This window comes from Fictibacillus fluitans (assembly GCF_030418125.1).
GTDB classification, from domain to species: Bacteria; Bacillota; Bacilli; order Bacillales; family Fictibacillaceae; genus Fictibacillus_C; species Fictibacillus_C fluitans.
In genome coordinates, this window is the sequence record NZ_JAUHTR010000018.1 from 1 (window position 1) to 16,646 (window position 16,646).

General features: G+C 45.4%; 15 protein-coding genes. 8 read left to right on the plus strand and 7 right to left on the minus strand.

Going from position 1 to position 16,646, the window contains the following annotated elements; genetic code table 11:
* Positions 1-254 precede the first annotated feature (254 nt).
* The 7 genes from gyrA to dnaA form a co-directional block, all read right to left on the minus strand.
* On the minus strand, positions 255-2,813 hold the full coding sequence (gyrA, locus tag QYB97_RS21600) for a DNA gyrase subunit A (RefSeq protein ID WP_301168105.1): 2,559 nt from the start codon (positions 2,811-2,813) through the stop codon (positions 255-257).
* Positions 2,814-2,916: 103 nt separating this feature from the next.
* Positions 2,917-4,839 carry a DNA topoisomerase (ATP-hydrolyzing) subunit B gene (gyrB, locus tag QYB97_RS21605; protein ID WP_301168106.1) on the minus strand — a complete coding sequence of 641 codons (1,923 nt, stop codon included), beginning with the start codon at positions 4,837-4,839 and terminating at the stop codon, positions 2,917-2,919.
* Between the two features lie 53 nt (positions 4,840-4,892).
* Positions 4,893-5,168 carry an extracellular matrix regulator RemB gene (gene remB, locus QYB97_RS21610; RefSeq protein ID WP_301168107.1) on the minus strand — a complete coding sequence of 92 codons (276 nt, stop codon included), beginning with the start codon at positions 5,166-5,168 and terminating at the stop codon, positions 4,893-4,895.
* Between the two features lie 8 nt (positions 5,169-5,176).
* Complete coding sequence (gene recF / locus QYB97_RS21615; RefSeq protein ID WP_301168108.1) at positions 5,177-6,298, minus strand: DNA replication/repair protein RecF; 1,122 nt, start codon at positions 6,296-6,298, stop codon at positions 5,177-5,179.
* A 14-nt stretch (positions 6,299-6,312) separates the two neighbouring features.
* A complete protein-coding gene (gene yaaA / locus QYB97_RS21620) occupies positions 6,313-6,525 on the minus strand; it encodes a S4 domain-containing protein YaaA (protein ID WP_301168109.1) in 213 nt (70 codons plus the stop codon).
* A 109-nt stretch (positions 6,526-6,634) separates the two neighbouring features.
* Positions 6,635-7,777: a DNA polymerase III subunit beta gene (dnaN, locus tag QYB97_RS21625; protein WP_301168110.1), complete on the minus strand. Its 1,143-nt coding sequence runs from the start codon at positions 7,775-7,777 to the stop codon at positions 6,635-6,637.
* Between the two features lie 211 nt (positions 7,778-7,988).
* Positions 7,989-9,341 (minus strand): chromosomal replication initiator protein DnaA, encoded by a 1,353-nt coding sequence (dnaA, locus tag QYB97_RS21630; RefSeq protein WP_301168111.1) that lies wholly within the window; start codon positions 9,339-9,341, stop codon positions 7,989-7,991.
* Between the two features lie 756 nt (positions 9,342-10,097).
* Between dnaA and rpmH the strand changes: the two genes are divergently transcribed.
* The 8 genes from rpmH to rsmG all read left to right on the plus strand — a co-directional run bounded on the left by rpmH (position 10,098) and on the right by rsmG (position 16,620).
* Positions 10,098-10,232, plus strand: a complete 135-nt coding sequence (gene rpmH, locus QYB97_RS21635) for a 50S ribosomal protein L34 (RefSeq protein WP_007201576.1) — start codon at positions 10,098-10,100, stop codon at positions 10,230-10,232.
* Between the two features lie 136 nt (positions 10,233-10,368).
* On the plus strand, positions 10,369-10,728 hold the full coding sequence (gene rnpA / locus QYB97_RS21640) for a ribonuclease P protein component (RefSeq protein WP_301168112.1): 360 nt from the start codon (positions 10,369-10,371) through the stop codon (positions 10,726-10,728).
* Positions 10,725-10,949, plus strand: coding sequence for a membrane protein insertion efficiency factor YidD (yidD, locus tag QYB97_RS21645; protein WP_301168113.1), 225 nt, complete (start codon positions 10,725-10,727; stop codon positions 10,947-10,949). The genes rnpA and yidD overlap by 4 nt, the downstream gene beginning before the upstream one ends.
* Before the next feature lie 34 nt (positions 10,950-10,983).
* Positions 10,984-11,757 carry a YidC family membrane integrase SpoIIIJ gene (gene spoIIIJ / locus QYB97_RS21650; protein ID WP_301168114.1) on the plus strand — a complete coding sequence of 258 codons (774 nt, stop codon included), beginning with the start codon at positions 10,984-10,986 and terminating at the stop codon, positions 11,755-11,757.
* Positions 11,754-12,374 (plus strand): RNA-binding cell elongation regulator Jag/EloR, encoded by a 621-nt coding sequence (gene jag / locus QYB97_RS21655; RefSeq protein ID WP_301168115.1) that lies wholly within the window; start codon positions 11,754-11,756, stop codon positions 12,372-12,374. Before spoIIIJ ends, jag begins: the two co-directional genes overlap by 4 nt.
* A 234-nt stretch (positions 12,375-12,608) precedes the next feature.
* Positions 12,609-13,985, plus strand: a complete 1,377-nt coding sequence (gene mnmE, locus QYB97_RS21660) for a tRNA uridine-5-carboxymethylaminomethyl(34) synthesis GTPase MnmE (RefSeq protein WP_301168116.1) — start codon at positions 12,609-12,611, stop codon at positions 13,983-13,985.
* A gap of 15 nt (positions 13,986-14,000) precedes the next feature.
* On the plus strand, positions 14,001-15,887 hold the full coding sequence (gene mnmG / locus QYB97_RS21665) for a tRNA uridine-5-carboxymethylaminomethyl(34) synthesis enzyme MnmG (RefSeq protein WP_301168117.1): 1,887 nt from the start codon (positions 14,001-14,003) through the stop codon (positions 15,885-15,887).
* A 16-nt stretch (positions 15,888-15,903) separates the two neighbouring features.
* On the plus strand, positions 15,904-16,620 hold the full coding sequence (gene rsmG, locus QYB97_RS21670) for a 16S rRNA (guanine(527)-N(7))-methyltransferase RsmG (RefSeq protein ID WP_301168118.1): 717 nt from the start codon (positions 15,904-15,906) through the stop codon (positions 16,618-16,620).
* Positions 16,621-16,646: the final 26 nt, after the last annotated feature.

The following is a 16,646-nucleotide window of genomic DNA, read 5'->3' on the forward strand; positions in this document are numbered from 1 at the left end:
TTGTGCCGCTCGTTTTGGCGACTTTATTAGAATACCATATTAGCATCTATCAAGTCAACCATTTTCTCTAAAAAGTTTTTTCAGAGATTCGCCTGCCGAACAGGCTTAACAAGAAGCTAAATAAATATACCATCTATTTTTATACATTACAAGGGTTTTTTATAAAAAAACTGTTTTTCTATAATTAATAATAGAAGGAAAGAAAAAAGCAGCCAAAAGTGAAGTCACTTTTGGCTGCTTCTTTCATTATATCTTTATTCTTCTGGATCAGTATCGCCGTCTTCGTCACGTACGTTTGTTTCATTTGTATCTACTGTTACTTCTGGCTCGTCTCCGTCTGTTTCCAGTGTTTCATCAATAGCCTCTTCAATGGCTTCATCTATTTCTTCTTCTTTATCAACGACAGCGATCGTCGCCACGTGATTGCCTTCCTGCATGGCGATCAGCTTCACGCCTTGTGTATTCCGGCCCATGGAGGATATGCCTTCCACGCTCATACGGATAAGGATGCCGTCTGCCGTAATGATCATAACATCCTGATCGCTGGTAACGGTTTTGAGGGCAGTGATATCGCCATTTCTTTCAGTAATGTTGCAGGTTTTAATTCCTTTACCGCCGCGGGACTGCAGTCGGTATTCTTCCATCGGCGTCCGTTTGCCGAAGCCTTTTTCCGTTACGATGAGGACATCATGCCCTTCACCCAGTGCTTCCATACCGACTACATAATCGTCCTTACCAAGGGTTACTGCTTTTACTCCGGCAGCTGTACGGCCCATGGAGCGCACATCGTTCTCATTATATCGGATCGCCATTCCTTTGCTGGTTCCGACAATGATATCCTTGTTGCCATCGGTCAGTTTGACGCCCATCAATTCGTCCTCATCGCGCAAGGTGATGGCAAACAAGCCGCCTTTGCGGATATTGGCAAATTGAGAAAGTGGTGAACGCTTGGTGATTCCGTGGCGGGTCATGAAGTTGAGATACCAGTCATCTTCAAACTCTTCCACCGGGATAACGGCGGAAATGGTTTCCCCGCGTTCCACCTGGAGCATATTGATAATCGGAATCCCTTTTGCCGTTCTGCTCATTTCAGGGATTTCGTATCCTTTTAAACGGTATACTTTCCCTTTGTTCGTAAAGAACAGAATCGTGTTATGGGAAATCGTTGTAAACAGGTGTTCCACGAAATCCTCATCTCCTGTGCCCATGCCCTGGATGCCTCTGCCGCCCCGGCGCTGTGAGCGGTAAGTAGAGATCGGAAGACGTTTAATGTAACCGTTGTTGGTTAAGGTAATAACCACATTTGTTTTCGGGATCAAATCTTCATCCTCGATCATATCAAAGCCGACCGTGATGTTGGTTCGGCGCTCATCCCCAAAACGCTCTTTGATTTCGATGAGCTCCTCACGAATGATTTCGAGAATTTTTTCTTCGTCTGCTAAAATCGCACGAAGTTCGGCAATTAAAGCGACAAGCTCTTTATATTCATTTTCTATTTTATCCCGTTCAAGACCGGTTAAACGCTGAAGGCGCATTTCCAGGATAGCCTGGGCTTGTTCATTGCTCAGGCCAAACCTTTCAATCAAGCCTTCACGGGCAATATCTGTTGTGCGTGATCCGCGGATCAGCGCAATAACTTCATCCAGGTGGTCCAGTGCGATGCGCAGACCTTCGAGGATATGAGCTCTGGCTTCAGCCTTGCGGAGGTCAAATTCAGTTCTTCTGCGAATAATTACCTGCTGATGTTTCAAATAATAATGCAGACATTCTTTTAGATTAAGTACTTTAGGCTGGCCATCGACAAGAGCAAGCATGTTAATTCCGAAGCTTGTTTGCAATGCCGTATGCTTATACAGGTTATTCAACAGTACATTGGCATTGGCATCACGGCGGACTTCAATGACTACACGCATACCGTTACGGTCGGATTCGTCACGAAGGTCTGTAATGCCGTCGATCTTTTTGTCCCGCACCAATTCAGCGATTTTTTCCACCAGGCGGGCTTTGTTGACCTGATAAGGAAGTTCGCTGACAATAATGAAGTTTTTGCCATTCGACTGCTCTTCGATTTCCGCTTTGGCGCGGATAATGATGGAGCCCCTGCCTGTCTGGTAGGCCTTCCGGATTCCCTCACGGCCGAGGATCTCACCTGCTGTCGGGAAATCAGGGCCAGGAATTAATTCCATAAGCTCAGGAATCGTGATCTCAGGATTTCTGCTCAGTTCGAGTACGCCGTCAATGACTTCCCCAAGATGGTGCGGGGGAATGTTCGTTGCCATACCAACCGCGATTCCCGATGTACCGTTAACAAGCAGGTTTGGAAAACGGGCAGGCATAACGACAGGTTCTCTTTCCGAGCCATCGTAGTTATCTTTGTAATCAATGGTGTCTTTATTGATGTCACGGACAATTTCCATGGCAATTTTGGACATTCTTGCTTCGGTATAACGCATGGCCGCTGCGGCATCGCCGTCGACGGATCCAAAGTTACCATGTCCATCAACCAGCATGTGGCGGTAGTTAAAATCCTGCGCCATTCGGACCATGGTTTCATACACGGCAGAGTCGCCGTGCGGATGATACTTACCGATTACTTCCCCGACAATACGCGCTGACTTTTTGTACGCTTTATCAGCGGTCATGCCCAAGTCGTTCATCGCATAAAGGATACGCCGGTGAACTGGCTTCAGGCCATCCCGGACATCCGGAAGAGCACGGCTGACAATAACACTCATCGCATAATCCATAAAAGAAGTACGCATTTCCGAGCTGATATTTATTTCCTTCACCCGGGATTGATCTGCTTCAGACATTGATTCTAACCTCCATTTACTGCATGTTCCATTAACTTTTTACTTCAATAAAGATCTATAAAAACGGTAAGAGAAACAGGGATGTCCCCTGTTTCCGCTGATGTTAAATATCTAAGTTTTTTACATAATGGGCGTTTTCCTGAATGAAATCGCGGCGGGGTTCAACCTTGTCTCCCATCAGGATATCAAAGGTTTGGTCCGCTTCAATCGCATCTTTCAGTTCAACCTGCAGCAATGTCCGCGTATCCGGATCCATTGTGGTTTCCCATAACTGTGTAGGATTCATTTCTCCAAGACCTTTATAGCGCTGAACGCCAGGTTTTGGATTCTGCGGAAGCTCACCCATAATTCTTTCCATTTCTTTATCATTATAAGCATATTCGATCCGTTTTCCCTGCTGCACTTTGTATAAAGGCGGCTGGGCAATATAGATATATCCGTTTTCCACGATCGGCCGCATGTAACGATAGAAGAATGTCAGAAGCAGTGTGCGGATGTGCGCACCGTCGACATCGGCATCAGTCATAATGATGACTTTATGATAGCGGGCCTTGGATATGTCGAAGTCCTCTCCGATCCCGGTGCCCAGTGCTGTAATCATGGCGCGGATTTCATTGTTTGAAAGGATTTTATCCAGACGCGCTTTTTCCACGTTGATGATTTTACCGCGCAATGGCAAGATCGCCTGGAAGTGGCGGTCACGCCCCTGTTTGGCCGATCCGCCGGCGGAGTCACCCTCAACAATGTACAGCTCCGAAATGCTCGCATCCTTGGAGGAGCAATCGGCAAGCTTTCCTGGAAGAGAAGAAACATCCAGCGCACTTTTTCTTCGGGTTAATTCACGCGCTTTTTTGGCGGCGACACGGGCACGGAGCGCCATCATTCCTTTTTCCACGACTTTGCGTGCCACATCGGGATTTTCAAGCATGAAGGTGGAAAACTGTTCGGAAAACAGCGACTCGGTGATTGTTCGTGCCTCTGAGTTGCCGAGCTTTGTTTTCGTTTGTCCTTCAAACTGAGGATCCGGATGCTTAATGGAGATGATAGCCGTTAATCCTTCACGCACATCGTCACCGGAAAGGTTTGTATCGCTGTCTTTAAATATATTGTTCCGGCGGCCGTAATCGTTAATCACACGGGTCAGCGCGGTTTTAAAACCGGATTCATGGGTTCCGCCCTCATGTGTATTGATGTTGTTGGCGAACGAGTAGATGTTGCTTGTATAGCTGTCGTTATACTGCAAGGCGATTTCAAGGGAAATGCCTTCTTTTTCGCCTTCAATAAAGATTGGCTCATGAATGGCTTCACGTGAGCGGTTGATATGCTCTACGTAGGATTTGATTCCGCCTTCGTAGTGATATTCCTGCACAACAGGCTCTTCTTCACGTTTGTCGATGGCGACGATTTTAATGCCGCGGTTGAGATACGCCAGTTCCCTGATCCTCTGGGACAAGGTCGTAAAATCAAATTCGGTTACCTCTGTGAAAATTTCTGTATCCGGCACAAAATGAATCTTTGTACCTCTGTCTTCCGTTTCGCCGATCACTTCAAGGTCAGCGGCAGGAACACCTCTGTGGTACTGCTGGTAATGGATCTTGCCGTCACGGTAAACTGTCACATCCATTTCACTGGACAAGGCGTTAACAACAGAAGCACCAACACCATGCAGACCTCCGGATACTTTGTACCCGCCGCCGCCGAATTTACCGCCGGCATGAAGAACGGTCATAATAACCTCTACGGCCGGACGGCCCATTTTTTCCTGGATTCCGACCGGAATTCCGCGTCCGTTATCGGTTACGGTGATGCTGTTGTCCTTTTCGATCGTTACTGTAATTTCGTCACAGTATCCGGCAAGGGCCTCATCGATGGAGTTGTCGACAATTTCCCATACGAGATGGTGCAGCCCCTTCACATTGGTGGAGCCGATATACATACCCGGGCGTTTGCGGACAGCTTCCAGTCCTTCTAATACCTGAATATCACTTTCATCATAATGCTGTTCTAATTGTTGATCAGTACTCATTTTTTCTTCACCTACATTTCGGTTTCGGGAACAATTTTAAACGATTTCCTGTCTTACTTGACGTACCAGCTATGGGCAAAATCAATCCGTTCTCCTGCCCGCTTTTTTAGCGTGATTGAGGATAAAGGGGAGATATAAACATGTTCTTTTGTAACGATGACGGATTTGGGATGATGATTGGTATGGCATAAATTAACCATGCTTTTCTTTTCCTTGTGCTGTCTTAAAAAGGCACTCATTAATTCCGAGCTCTCTAGCGCGCGGTAGTCCAGAATAGCCACAATGTCTTTTTGCTGAATAACCGCTTCTTCACCAATGTGCAATAACATAGTCCACCTCACCTTATCCGTTCAATCGCACCTTGTTCAACATGGTACGTTGCTGCTTTATCAAGCGTTTCATGGTGTATGCCTTCCACGCTTGTTGTGGTGACAAAGGTTTGTACTTTGCCTTGTATGGTATTCAGCAGATGAGATTGCCGGTAGTCATCAAGCTCTGATAACACATCATCCAGCAGGAGCAGCGGATACTCTCCGACTTCTGAATGAATAAGATCAATCTCTGCCAGTTTGATCGACAGCGCTGTGGTCCTCTGCTGGCCCTGTGAACCGAATGTCTGTACATCCTTCCCATTTACATGAAAAAGCAGATCATCACGGTGCGGACCGAACAAAGAAGTGCCGCGTTCTATTTCTCTATCTTTTATTTTAACAAACTTTTGCTCGTATGCTTCTATCATTTTCGACAATTCTTGCTCTTCACATACCTCTACGGTCGGTTTATATATCACTTCCAGGCGTTCCAGCCCTCTGGAGATGCCGTGGTGTATGGGATCAGCCCAGTTTTGCAGGAGTTTCATATAACTCAGCCGCTTCTCTGTTACCCGTGCCGCCGCCTGTATGAGCTGTTCTGTCAAAATATCAAGCATCACTGTATTTTCTTTGGAACGGCTGCGCTGCATATCCCGCAAAAGAGAATTGCGCTGGGCCAGAACCTTTTGATATTGCGACAGATAGTGAAGATAAACAGGATTAACCTGCCCGATCTCCATATCAATAAAACGACGTCGCACCTGCGGACTCCCTTTGACAAGATTCAAATCCTCAGGTGCAAACATGACGACATTTAACGCCCCTATATAGTCAGTCAATCTCCGCTGTTCCAGTCCATTGACTTTTGCTTTCTTGCCTTTTTGTGAAACGACCAGGCTTAAACTGAATGGTCCGGTCCTTTTTTGAACCCGTCCTTCTATTTTAGCATATTCTTCGTCCCAATAGATTAATTCTTTATCGCGGGGCGTTCTGTGGGACTTTGCCATGGCCAAAACATAGATGGCTTCCATCACATTTGTTTTTCCCTGCGCGTTTTCACCCAAAAACACGTTGACCTTGTTTTCGAAATCAAGATGCTGGGATGAATAGTTTCTGTAATTTCTTATGTCCAATTGTTCAATATACAACGGGATACCCCCATCTATCTGGAAACAGTGATCTCGCCCATTTCGGGAACAGAAACTTTGTCTCCCGCGTAAAGCTTTCTTCCCCGGCGGTTTTCCCGCTCACCATTAACCAGCACTTCATTTTCTTCTAAATACCATTTTACCATTCCGCCGCTTGAGATGGCATCTACATGTTTGAGCAGCTGCTGCAGCGTAATGTATTCAGTGGTGATTTGCACGTTATCCATCATAACACTCCTTTTTAAGACTAGTATTCTCCATTTTGGAGCCTTTATGAAAGGCATAAAAGCTGCCGGAAAACCAGCAGCTTTTATGTCTAATGTCTTGCTTGAAATTTTAATATGTTCGAACAGGCAGGATGAGCTGCTTAATGATCTCGTTGTCCACCGGAGTGATAAGGAACGGCCTCATGGCACCTGTGAACAGAACGTTAATCTCTGAACAGTCCATTGCTTTTAGTGCATCAATCATATATTTCGCATTGAAGGAAATTTTAAGTTCTTCTCCCTCCATGGATTGCGTGGCGACATGCTCATAGACTTTACCAATTTCCGGAGAGTTGGATGAAATTTCAACCGTCTGGCTGTCGATGGTCGCGAGCTTCACCACATTGTTTCGTCCTTCACGGGCAAGCAGGGACGCACGGTCGATCGCCTGAAGAAAATCCTTTGTCGATAATACCAATGTCGTTTTGCTTTCGCTTGGAAGCAATTTGCTCGTATCCGGATAGTTTCCGTCGAGCAGTCTTGAAAAGAATAATGTATTTTTTGTTTTAAATAAAACCTGGTTGTCAGTAACGACGATTTGGACAAGCTCAGCAGATTCTTCAACAATTTTGGACAATTCATTCAAGCTCTTTCCTGGAATGACTACGTTTTGGAACGAAAGCCCTTCTGTGTCCGTTTCAATTCTTGCAGTACGCTGTGCCAGGCGGTGGCTGTCTGTTGCCACACAGCTGAGAATATTGTCTTCAAGCTTAATGTTCACACCGGTTAATATAGGGCGTGTTTCTGACGTGGACACCGCAAAGACAGTTTGTCTGATAATCTGGCGGAACAGATCTCCCTGGATGCTGAACACGTTTTGTTCTTCAATCTGTGGAAGGCGAGGATATTCTTCAGGATCCAGTCCGACAAGGCTGAATTCAGAAGCTCCTGACCGGAGTTTGGTTTCAAAACGTTCTCCGACTTCAATTTCCACGGTATCATTCGGCAGTTTTTTTACGATTTCGGAAAAGTATCTTGCCTGAAGGACGATGCTGCCGGGTTTTTGGATCTCAAGATTGACTTCACCGTTCTCTTCCATAGGAATCAGGCGTTCGATGGAAATATCGGAGTCACTTCCCGTCAGTGTCATTCCTTCACTGTGAACTACCATTTTTATACCCGTCAAAATAGGTATTGTTGTTCTTGAAGATACGGCCTTCATTACATCCTGCACACCTTCAATTAGCTGGCTTCGGTTAATCTGAAATTTCATGATCATCCCCCTGAACATTTTCTTAATTGAATTCGGTTATATTATTAATTTTTTTTAAATAAAAAACAGTCGTAGTAATAGTAGGGCCTGTGGATCTGTGGATAAGTGTGTGAAATGCAAGGAATAACAGCCTATCCACATGTGGACAGACTGTGCATAAGAGTGAGCAGGTTATTCACATAATCCCCAGCAAAAAGACATAGGACCAATATTACGATTTTAACTGATCGTGAATTTCTTTGATACTTTTTTGCAGCTGCTGGTCAGAAACCATAAGATTCGATATTTTCTCATGAGCATGAAGCACAGTGGTATGGTCTCTTCCTCCAAATTCTTCCCCGATCTTCGGCAAAGAATTGTCGGTTAATTCCCTTGCAAGATACATGGCAATCTGGCGCGGGAAGGCAACTGATTTTGTTCTCTTTTTCGCTGTGAAATCTTCAAGTCTGATGTTGTAATGCCGTCCGACAATCTCCTGGATATGGTGAATGGTAATCATGCGCGGCTTGGAGGAAGGAATAATATCCTTAAGCGCCTCGGCTGCCAGGTCCGCGTTCATATCCTGATTAATGAGCGAAGAGTAAGCGACCACGCGGATCAAAGCCCCTTCCAGCTCACGGATGTTCGTATCAATTTGATTGGCGATATACAGCATTACTTCATTAGGTATATCCAGTCCTTCGGCTTTTGCCTTCTTGCGCAGAATGGCGATCCTTGTTTCAAGATCAGGCGGCGTAATGTCAGTGATCAGCCCCCATTCGAAACGGGAACGGAGCCTGTCCTCAAGCGTCGGGATCTCCTTGGGAGGACGGTCACTTGAAATGACAATTTGCTTGCTTTCTTCATGAAGCGCATTAAATGTATGGAAAAATTCTTCCTGCGTTTGTTCTTTTCCGGCAAGGAATTGAATATCATCGATAAGAAGAATGTCGACACTTCTGAATTTATTTCTGAATTCGACTGTTTTATTATCACGAATCGAGTTAATGAATTCATTTGTGAACTTTTCAGACGACAGATAAGCTACTTTTGCATTTGGCTTATGGTCAACGACATAATGACCGATCGCATGCATCAAGTGGGTCTTTCCCAGGCCGACTCCTCCGTAAATAAAGAGCGGATTGTATGCTTTGGCCGGCGCTTCTGCTACAGCCAGAGAGGCCGCATGGGCAAAACGGTTGCCCGATCCGATAACGAACCGGTCAAAGGTATACTTTGGGTTAAGCATGCTTTGAGGAACTTCCTCCTGCTGCTCAACGTTTACTCTTTGCGTTTTTTTTAACACTTTTTCAAAGTCAACTTCTTCTTCCATCTGGTTTTGCGGAATAATGAATTTGACATCCAGCGCAGCTCCTGTCACATCCTGAAGAGTTTCGGAAATCAAGGTGGAATAACGGGATTCCAGCCAGTCACGGGCAAACTCGTTCGGTGCTGTAATGATGAGTGTGTCATTTTGCAATGCGTGCGCCGCTGTGGACTTCAACCATGTCTCAAAGCTGGGTTTGCTGACCTTCTTTTCCATGGCAGCCAATGCTTTGTTCCATAGGTCATTAATATTTTCCACCAACAGTACCTCCTAAGTAATTTATCTAAATGAAGACGTTCCATGTCTGCTCTATTTTATTGATGGAGCGAAAGTAAACCTCAAGATTACGTCAAAGGCCGTTTTAGCGAATGAAAATCGAAAGCGATGTTCAACATAAAAAAGCTCTTTTGGCATAAATGGATCTTGAGGTTTTTAATGAGGGCACATTTGCGGATGAATGCACCATGATGTATAAGCGTTGTACAGCCATATGTATACGTACGCATAAATATACTATTCACAGCAAACGTGCACAATCTATTAATATAGTAGAAAGTCAGTATAAGGCGTTTCATACAGAGGATGTGGACAACCTTATAAACACATTATTTTAAATGTCCACAACTTTATCCACAGCATGTGGATAAAAATATTGTCACATGAAGTTATCAACGAGTTAAAACACAACAATCATAACAAAAAAATCCCATGAATGCAATGAGTTTCTCCCACTTATCCACAACCCCAACACCTTGTGTAAATCTGTTGTCCACAGCACAAGATTTTGTGTAAAACTTGTCGATAAAGGGTGTGGATAATGAAAAACGTGTCGAAAAAACTATCCACAGCTTGTCGAAATCAAAAAGTAAGGTGAAGATCGGGGGAAAGAGATCCGGGAGAGGAATCTCCTTGTTCCTCAATTAAATTTCAAGAAGCCTTGACAAACAGAGGGTACACTCCTTATACTTACTTAGACTGTCTTTTTGATATATCCTCAGGGAGGTGTAATATATAATGAAACCAACGTTTCAACCAAATAATCGTAAACGTAAGAAAGTACACGGTTTTCGTGCGCGTATGGCAACAAAGAACGGCCGTAAAGTTCTAGCTCGCCGCCGCCAAAAAGGAAGAAAAGTATTATCTGCATAGGCCACTGACAATCAGTGGTCTTTTTTCTGATATTAAGGAAAGTAGATACTTGTTTAAATTAAAAGAAGTAGCCGATACTGTTACTAATAATGAAATACATTAAAGAAGTATTGAGATCCAGGTGGAGTGTTGCCGGATGGAAAAGCAAAAGCGCTTAAAAAAGAATGAAGAGTTTCAGGAAGTATTTAAAAGAGGAAAATCGTCTGCCAACCGCCAATTTGTACTATATGCGCTGGAAAAGAACGATCAGCCTCATTTAAGATTGGGTTTGTCAGTAAGCAAGCGGGTGGGAAAAGCCGTAACCCGCAACCGAATCAAGCGAGTAGTGAAAGAAATATTTATGAAGCACGAAGAGGAGATTGCATCCAACAGGGATTATATTGTTATTGCCCGGAATCCAACAGCTGACATGGATTACTTTGAGATGGAAAAAAGCCTTCTGCATGTGCTGCAGCGTGCCGGTTTGTTCAGACAGTCAAGGGATAAGCGTAAATGAAACGGGTTTTGATCCTGATTTTTCGTTTCTACCAGCGGTTTATATCACCGTTGACCCCGCCGACCTGCCGTTTTTATCCCACATGCTCGCATTATGGAATTGAAGCGCTTCAACGATTCGGTGCCATTAAGGGAACATGGCTTACATTAAAGAGGATTTTAAAATGCCATCCTTTCCATCCGGGAGGGATCGACCCGGTACCCGAAAAGAAGAAGCGCTGAAAATATAGAAACAATGCTTTAAGGAGGATGAGGAGTGCGAAAGAAATTAGGAATACCGTTTGCTCTGGCCAGTTTAATGCTTCTATTGTCTGGCTGTAGTTCTGTAAACAAACCAATTACAGCAGAAAGTACTGGAATCTGGAATGAGTATATTGTCTATCCGTTATCCTGGGTAATTACTCAATTTGCCGAGATGATGGGGAACAATTACGGGCTGTCCATTGTGGTGGTTACCATTTTGATCCGCCTGGCGCTATTGCCGCTCATGATCAAACAGACCAGAAGCTCAAAAGCAATGCAGGACATTCAGCCTGAACTGCAAAAGCTTCGTGAAAAATACAGTTCAAAAGATGCGACGACTCAGCAAAAACTGCAGAAAGAAACGATGGAGCTGTTCCAGTCCCAGGGTGTAAACCCGCTTGCGGGCTGTCTGCCTTTGGTGATCCAAATGCCGATTTTGCTTGGTTTCTATCATGCCATTATGCGTACGCAGGAAATCAAAAACCACAGCTTTTTATGGTTTGACCTTGGCAATCCAGATCCTGTATATGCTTTGCCGATTATTGCCGGAATCACAACCTTCCTTCAGCAGAAGATTATGATGGGCGGAACAAACAATCCAAACCCACAGATGAAAATGCTGCTCTACATCATGCCGGTCATGATTGTTGTCTTTGCGATTAACTTCCCGGCAGCGTTATCGCTTTACTGGGTAATTGGGAACATGTTCATGATTGTACAGACATATTTTATTACAGCCCCGAACAGGAAAAAGACAAACCAATTGGATAGGGGAGCTAAAAAGTGAAACAGATCCAGGTAACGGGAAAAACAGTTGAAGAAGCAGTTTCAGCAGCACTGGCCGAACTTCAGGCTTCCAAAGAAGAGGTTGAGGTAAAAGTTCTTGAAGAATCGAAAAAAGGTTTTTTGGGTTTTGGCGGCAAGCCGGCGCTCATCGAGGTTTCCATCAAGCCGGATCCAATCAAGACCGCTGTTGCTTTTTTACAGGAAGTCACCGAGAAAATGGGTGTGCCTGTTACCATTTCACTTAAAGAAAACCGCGAAGAAACGATTTTTGAGCTTGCAGGTGAAAAAATCGCCATTCTGATTGGAAAAAGAGGACAAACTCTAAACTCTCTGCAGTACTTGACCAATCTCGTAGCCAATAATCATTCGAGCAACTATCTCCGGATCGTACTCGATGCTGAAAACTACAGAGAGCGGCGCCGCGAGTCGCTTGAACGGCTGGCCATGCATACGGCCCAGAGAGTGGTGGCGACAGGAAAAGGAGTTGCCCTTGACCCTATGCCATCCAATGAGCGAAAAGCCATACATATGGCACTTCGAAACAACAAAAAAATCGAAACATCTTCAGAAGGGGCAGAACCGTTCCGAAAGGTTATCATCCGCCCCGCGAAAAACTAAGATACAAGCAGTGGCCATCGCCCGCTGTGTTTGCCCGCCGCCCTTTATTTTTACAAAAGGAGGCGGGTTTTTTCATTGCCTTTTGCAGTCAAACTAAGTTAAACTAAAAGGTATTGTGGATAAATATGTCTTCGTATGCCATAAAGTTATCCACTGTGGATAGTTAGAAATGCAAATAACGGAAATAATAGTATAGATACAGTAAGTTCTGGGTTTCAAAGAGAGGTGAGAAGGATGGAATACGATACAATTACGGCGATCTCCACACCGATGGGGGAAGGCGCCATCGCCATTGTCAGGTTAAGCGGCAGTGAGGCGGTGTCCATTGCCGATTCCATATATAAGGGGAAAATTAATCTGCAGGATGCAGAGTCACATACGATTCATTACGGAAAGCTCATCGAGCCAAAAACGGAAGAAGCCGTAGAAGAGGTAATGGTTTCCGTTATGCGGGGCCCGCGGACCTTCACGAGAGAAGATGTGGTTGAAATCAACTGCCACGGCGGAATCGTTTCAGTAAACCGGGTGCTGCAGCTGGTCTTAAATCACGGTGCCAGACTTGCGGAACCGGGCGAATTTACAAAACGGGCCTTTTTAAATGGACGTATTGACCTGTCCCAGGCTGAAGCGGTTATGGACTTGATCCGTGCCAAAACGGACCGGGCCATGAATGTCGCATTAAACCAGATGGAAGGAAGGCTTTCCAAGCTGGTGGGCAAATTAAGGCAGACACTGCTTGAAACCATTGCCCATGTCGAAGTGAACATCGACTATCCCGAGTATGATGCCGAGGAAATGACTCACGCACTTTTAAACGAAAAGCTTGGCTTTGTAAAAAGCGAAGTGGAAAAAATCCTGGTAACGGCACAGCAGGGTAAAATACTGCGTGAGGGTCTTTCAACCGCGATTATTGGCCGACCGAATGTAGGGAAATCTTCCTTGATGAATGCGCTCGTTCATGAAAATAAAGCGATTGTTACGGAAATTGCCGGCACCACCCGCGATGTGATCGAGGAATACGTAAATGTGAGAGGTGTTCCCCTTCACCTAGTGGATACCGCAGGAATTCGGGAAACCGAAGATATCGTGGAACGAATCGGGGTTGAAAAATCCAGGAAAGTGCTGAAAGAATCAGATTTGATTTTGCTGGTCATTAACAACAATGAGCCGCTTTCCATTGAGGATGAAAACCTGTTTGAAGCGGTAAAAGGTCTTGACGTTATTGTGATCGTCAACAAAACGGACCTGGACCCGAAAATAGATATGAACCGTGTAAAGGAACTGGCAGGACCTCATCCTGTAATCACCACCTCCCTTCTTCATGAAGAAGGAGTGGACCATCTTGAAGAGGGGATTGCCCGGTTGTTTTTCCAGGGTGGCATTGAGGCGCAGGACATCACCTATGTTTCGAATTCAAGACATATTGCTCTCCTGCAGCAGACCATCCGCCATATCGATGAGGCGTTGAACGGGATTGAGATGAGTCTGCCTGTCGACATGGTTCAAATTGATATTACAAGAGCTTGGGAGATTCTCGGTGAAATTATTGGAGACACCGTTTCCGAGAGTCTGATCGACCAATTGTTCTCCCAGTTCTGTTTAGGGAAATAAAAGGAGGAAGAAATAATGGGATATGATGCAGGCCAATTTGACGTTATTGTCGTTGGAGCCGGTCACGCAGGGGTTGAATCCGCACTTGCTTCCGCAAGAATGGGCGCTGAAACCCTTTGCTTAACCCTTAACCTGGATACCATTGCTTATATGCCATGCAACCCGTCTGTCGGCGGTCCTGCCAAAGGGATCGTAGTGCGTGAACTTGATGCGCTCGGCGGCGAAATGGCACGCAATATTGATAAAACGCACATTCAAATGCGTATGCTGAATACCGGAAAGGGACCTGCCGTTCGTGCGCTGAGGGCCCAGGCCGATAAATTTTTATATCAGAACGAAATGAAAAAGACCATGGAAAACACGGAACATCTCACTTTGAGGCAGGGAATGGTAGAACGCCTCATCATTGAAGATGGCGTCTGTAAGGGTGTGGTCACCAAAACGGGTGCAGAATACCGCGCATCTGCGGTTGTTTTGACAACAGGAACCTACCTCAGAGGAAAAATCATCATTGGTGAGCTTTCTTATGAGAGCGGTCCTAACAACATGCAGCCATCTGTTAACCTTTCTTATCATCTTCAGGAGCTTGGTTTTCAAATGGTCCGCTTTAAAACCGGTACCCCTCCGCGCGTTAACAGCAAAACCATTGATTATTCTGTTACAGAAATTCAACCAGGTGATGAGGTACCCCGTGCTTTTTCATATGAAACAACGAAGTATATTACAGACCAGCTTCCATGCTGGCTGACTTATACCAGTCCTGAAACACACGAGCTCATCAATGGAAACCTTCACCGTTCCCCGATGTATTCAGGAATGATCGAAGGAACCGGTCCACGGTACTGCCCTTCCATTGAGGATAAAGTGGTTCGTTTTAACGATAAGCCGCGCCATCAGATTTTCCTTGAGCCTGAAGGAAGAAATACCGAGGAAGTTTATGTGCAGGGCCTTTCTACAAGTTTGCCGGAGGACGTGCAGCGAAAAATTCTTGCCACCATTCCCGGCCTCGAAAAAGCCGAGCTGATGCGTGCCGGATATGCGATTGAATATGATGCCATCGTTCCTACCCAGCTGTGGCCGTCTCTTGAAACAAAACTTGTTGACGGACTCTTTACAGCCGGACAGCTTAACGGTACAAGCGGCTATGAAGAAGCGGCCGGACAAGGAATTATGGCAGGGATCAATGCAGCGTTGAAAGTGCAGGACAAAGATCCTCTCATTCTAGACCGCTCCGAAGCTTATATTGGTGTACTCATCGATGACCTGATTACAAAAGGCACAAACGAGCCTTACCGCCTGCTTACATCACGTGCGGAATACCGTCTGCTTCTCCGCCATGACAATGCGGACTTGAGGCTCACGGAAAAAGGCTACGAAATCGGCCTGATTCCTCAGGAACGGTACGACCGGTTTTTGGCGAAGAAAGAAAATGTGCGCCAGGAGATTGAACGCCTGGAGCATGTGACCGTGAAGCCTACACCTGCAGTACAGGAAGTTCTTGCGGGAGCAAAAAGTTCGCCGCTAAAAGAACCAATGACGGCAGCTACCCTGCTAAAACGTCCGGAAATTACGTATGATGTGGTAGCGCAAATTCATCCTGCCGAGCCGGCTGTGGACGAAGTGATTGCCGAACAGGTGGAAATCCAGGTCAAATACGCCGGATATATCGACAAGCAGCTCGCACAAGTGGAACGAATGAGAAAAATGGAAAACAAAAAGCTGCCAGTTGATCTGGACTATAAGGCCATTAACGGACTGGCAACCGAAGCGAAGCAAAAATTGCTTGAAGTCCGTCCATTGTCTGTTGGCCAGGCTTCCCGGGTTTCCGGTGTGAATCCTGCAGACATTTCAATTTTGCTTGTTTACCTAGAGCAGGGGAAACTGGCCAAAACCGCAGATTAAGCGTTTGGAGGACGAAATGGATATAACAACCTTTGAAGAAAAGCTGGGGGAAAAGGGAATTCACCTTTCTTCCCGCCAGCTTCAGCAGTTTGAAGACTATTTTCACATTCTGGTGGAATGGAACGAGAAAATGAACCTGACCGCCATCACGGACAAAGAGGAAGTTTACCTGAAGCATTTTTATGACTCACTGTCAGCTTCCTTCTTTTTTGATTTTAATCAGGAACTGTCTGTTTGCGATGTTGGTGCAGGAGCTGGTTTCCCTGGCATCCCGCTCAAGATTTGTTTTCCGCAGCTCAAGCTTTCCATCTGCGATTCATTGAATAAAAGGATTACTTTTTTGGAGCATTTAACACAAAAGCTGGAGTTAAGTGATGTGACACTATATCATGACAGGGCAGAAACCTTCGGACACCGTCCCGATACACGAGAGGCTTATGATCTGGTAATGGCCCGTGCAGTAGCAAGGATGTCTGTTTTAAGTGAACTGTGTCTCCCTCTTGCCAAAAAGGGCGGACACTTTCTCGCGATGAAGGGCGCTCAGCTTCCGGAAGAAATGAAAGACAGCAAAAAGGCCGTCCAGCTCCTGGGCGGAAAAGTAAACGACGTTTTCTCCTTCAAGCTCCCGGAAGAAAACAGCGACAGATTCATCGTACTGGTGGATAAAGAAAAAGCAACGCCAAAAAAATATCCAAGAAAGCCAGGGACACCCAACAAGAGTCCTCTTTCATAATCTGTAAGCCGATGTTTCACGTGAAA

Excerpts from the sequence above, each read along its gene's own strand:
- mnmE (WP_301168116.1), top strand. The coding sequence starts at position 12,609 with ATGGAATACGATACAATTACGGCGATCTCCACACCGATGGGGGAAGGC.
- yaaA (WP_301168109.1), bottom strand. The coding sequence starts at position 6,525 with ATGGATAACGTGCAAATCACCACTGAATACATTACGCTGCAGCAGCTG.
- remB (WP_301168107.1), bottom strand. The coding sequence starts at position 5,168 with ATGTTATTGCACATTGGTGAAGAAGCGGTTATTCAGCAAAAAGACATT.
- rpmH (WP_007201576.1), top strand. The coding sequence starts at position 10,098 with ATGAAACCAACGTTTCAACCAAATAATCGTAAACGTAAGAAAGTACAC.
- rnpA (WP_301168112.1), top strand. The coding sequence starts at position 10,369 with ATGGAAAAGCAAAAGCGCTTAAAAAAGAATGAAGAGTTTCAGGAAGTA.
- gyrA (WP_301168105.1), bottom strand. The coding sequence starts at position 2,813 with ATGTCTGAAGCAGATCAATCCCGGGTGAAGGAAATAAATATCAGCTCG.
- yidD (WP_301168113.1), top strand. The coding sequence starts at position 10,725 with ATGAAACGGGTTTTGATCCTGATTTTTCGTTTCTACCAGCGGTTTATA.
- dnaN (WP_301168110.1), bottom strand. The coding sequence starts at position 7,777 with ATGAAATTTCAGATTAACCGAAGCCAGCTAATTGAAGGTGTGCAGGAT.
- gyrB (WP_301168106.1), bottom strand. The coding sequence starts at position 4,839 with ATGAGTACTGATCAACAATTAGAACAGCATTATGATGAAAGTGATATT.
- mnmG (WP_301168117.1), top strand. The coding sequence starts at position 14,001 with ATGGGATATGATGCAGGCCAATTTGACGTTATTGTCGTTGGAGCCGGT.
- rsmG (WP_301168118.1), top strand. The coding sequence starts at position 15,904 with ATGGATATAACAACCTTTGAAGAAAAGCTGGGGGAAAAGGGAATTCAC.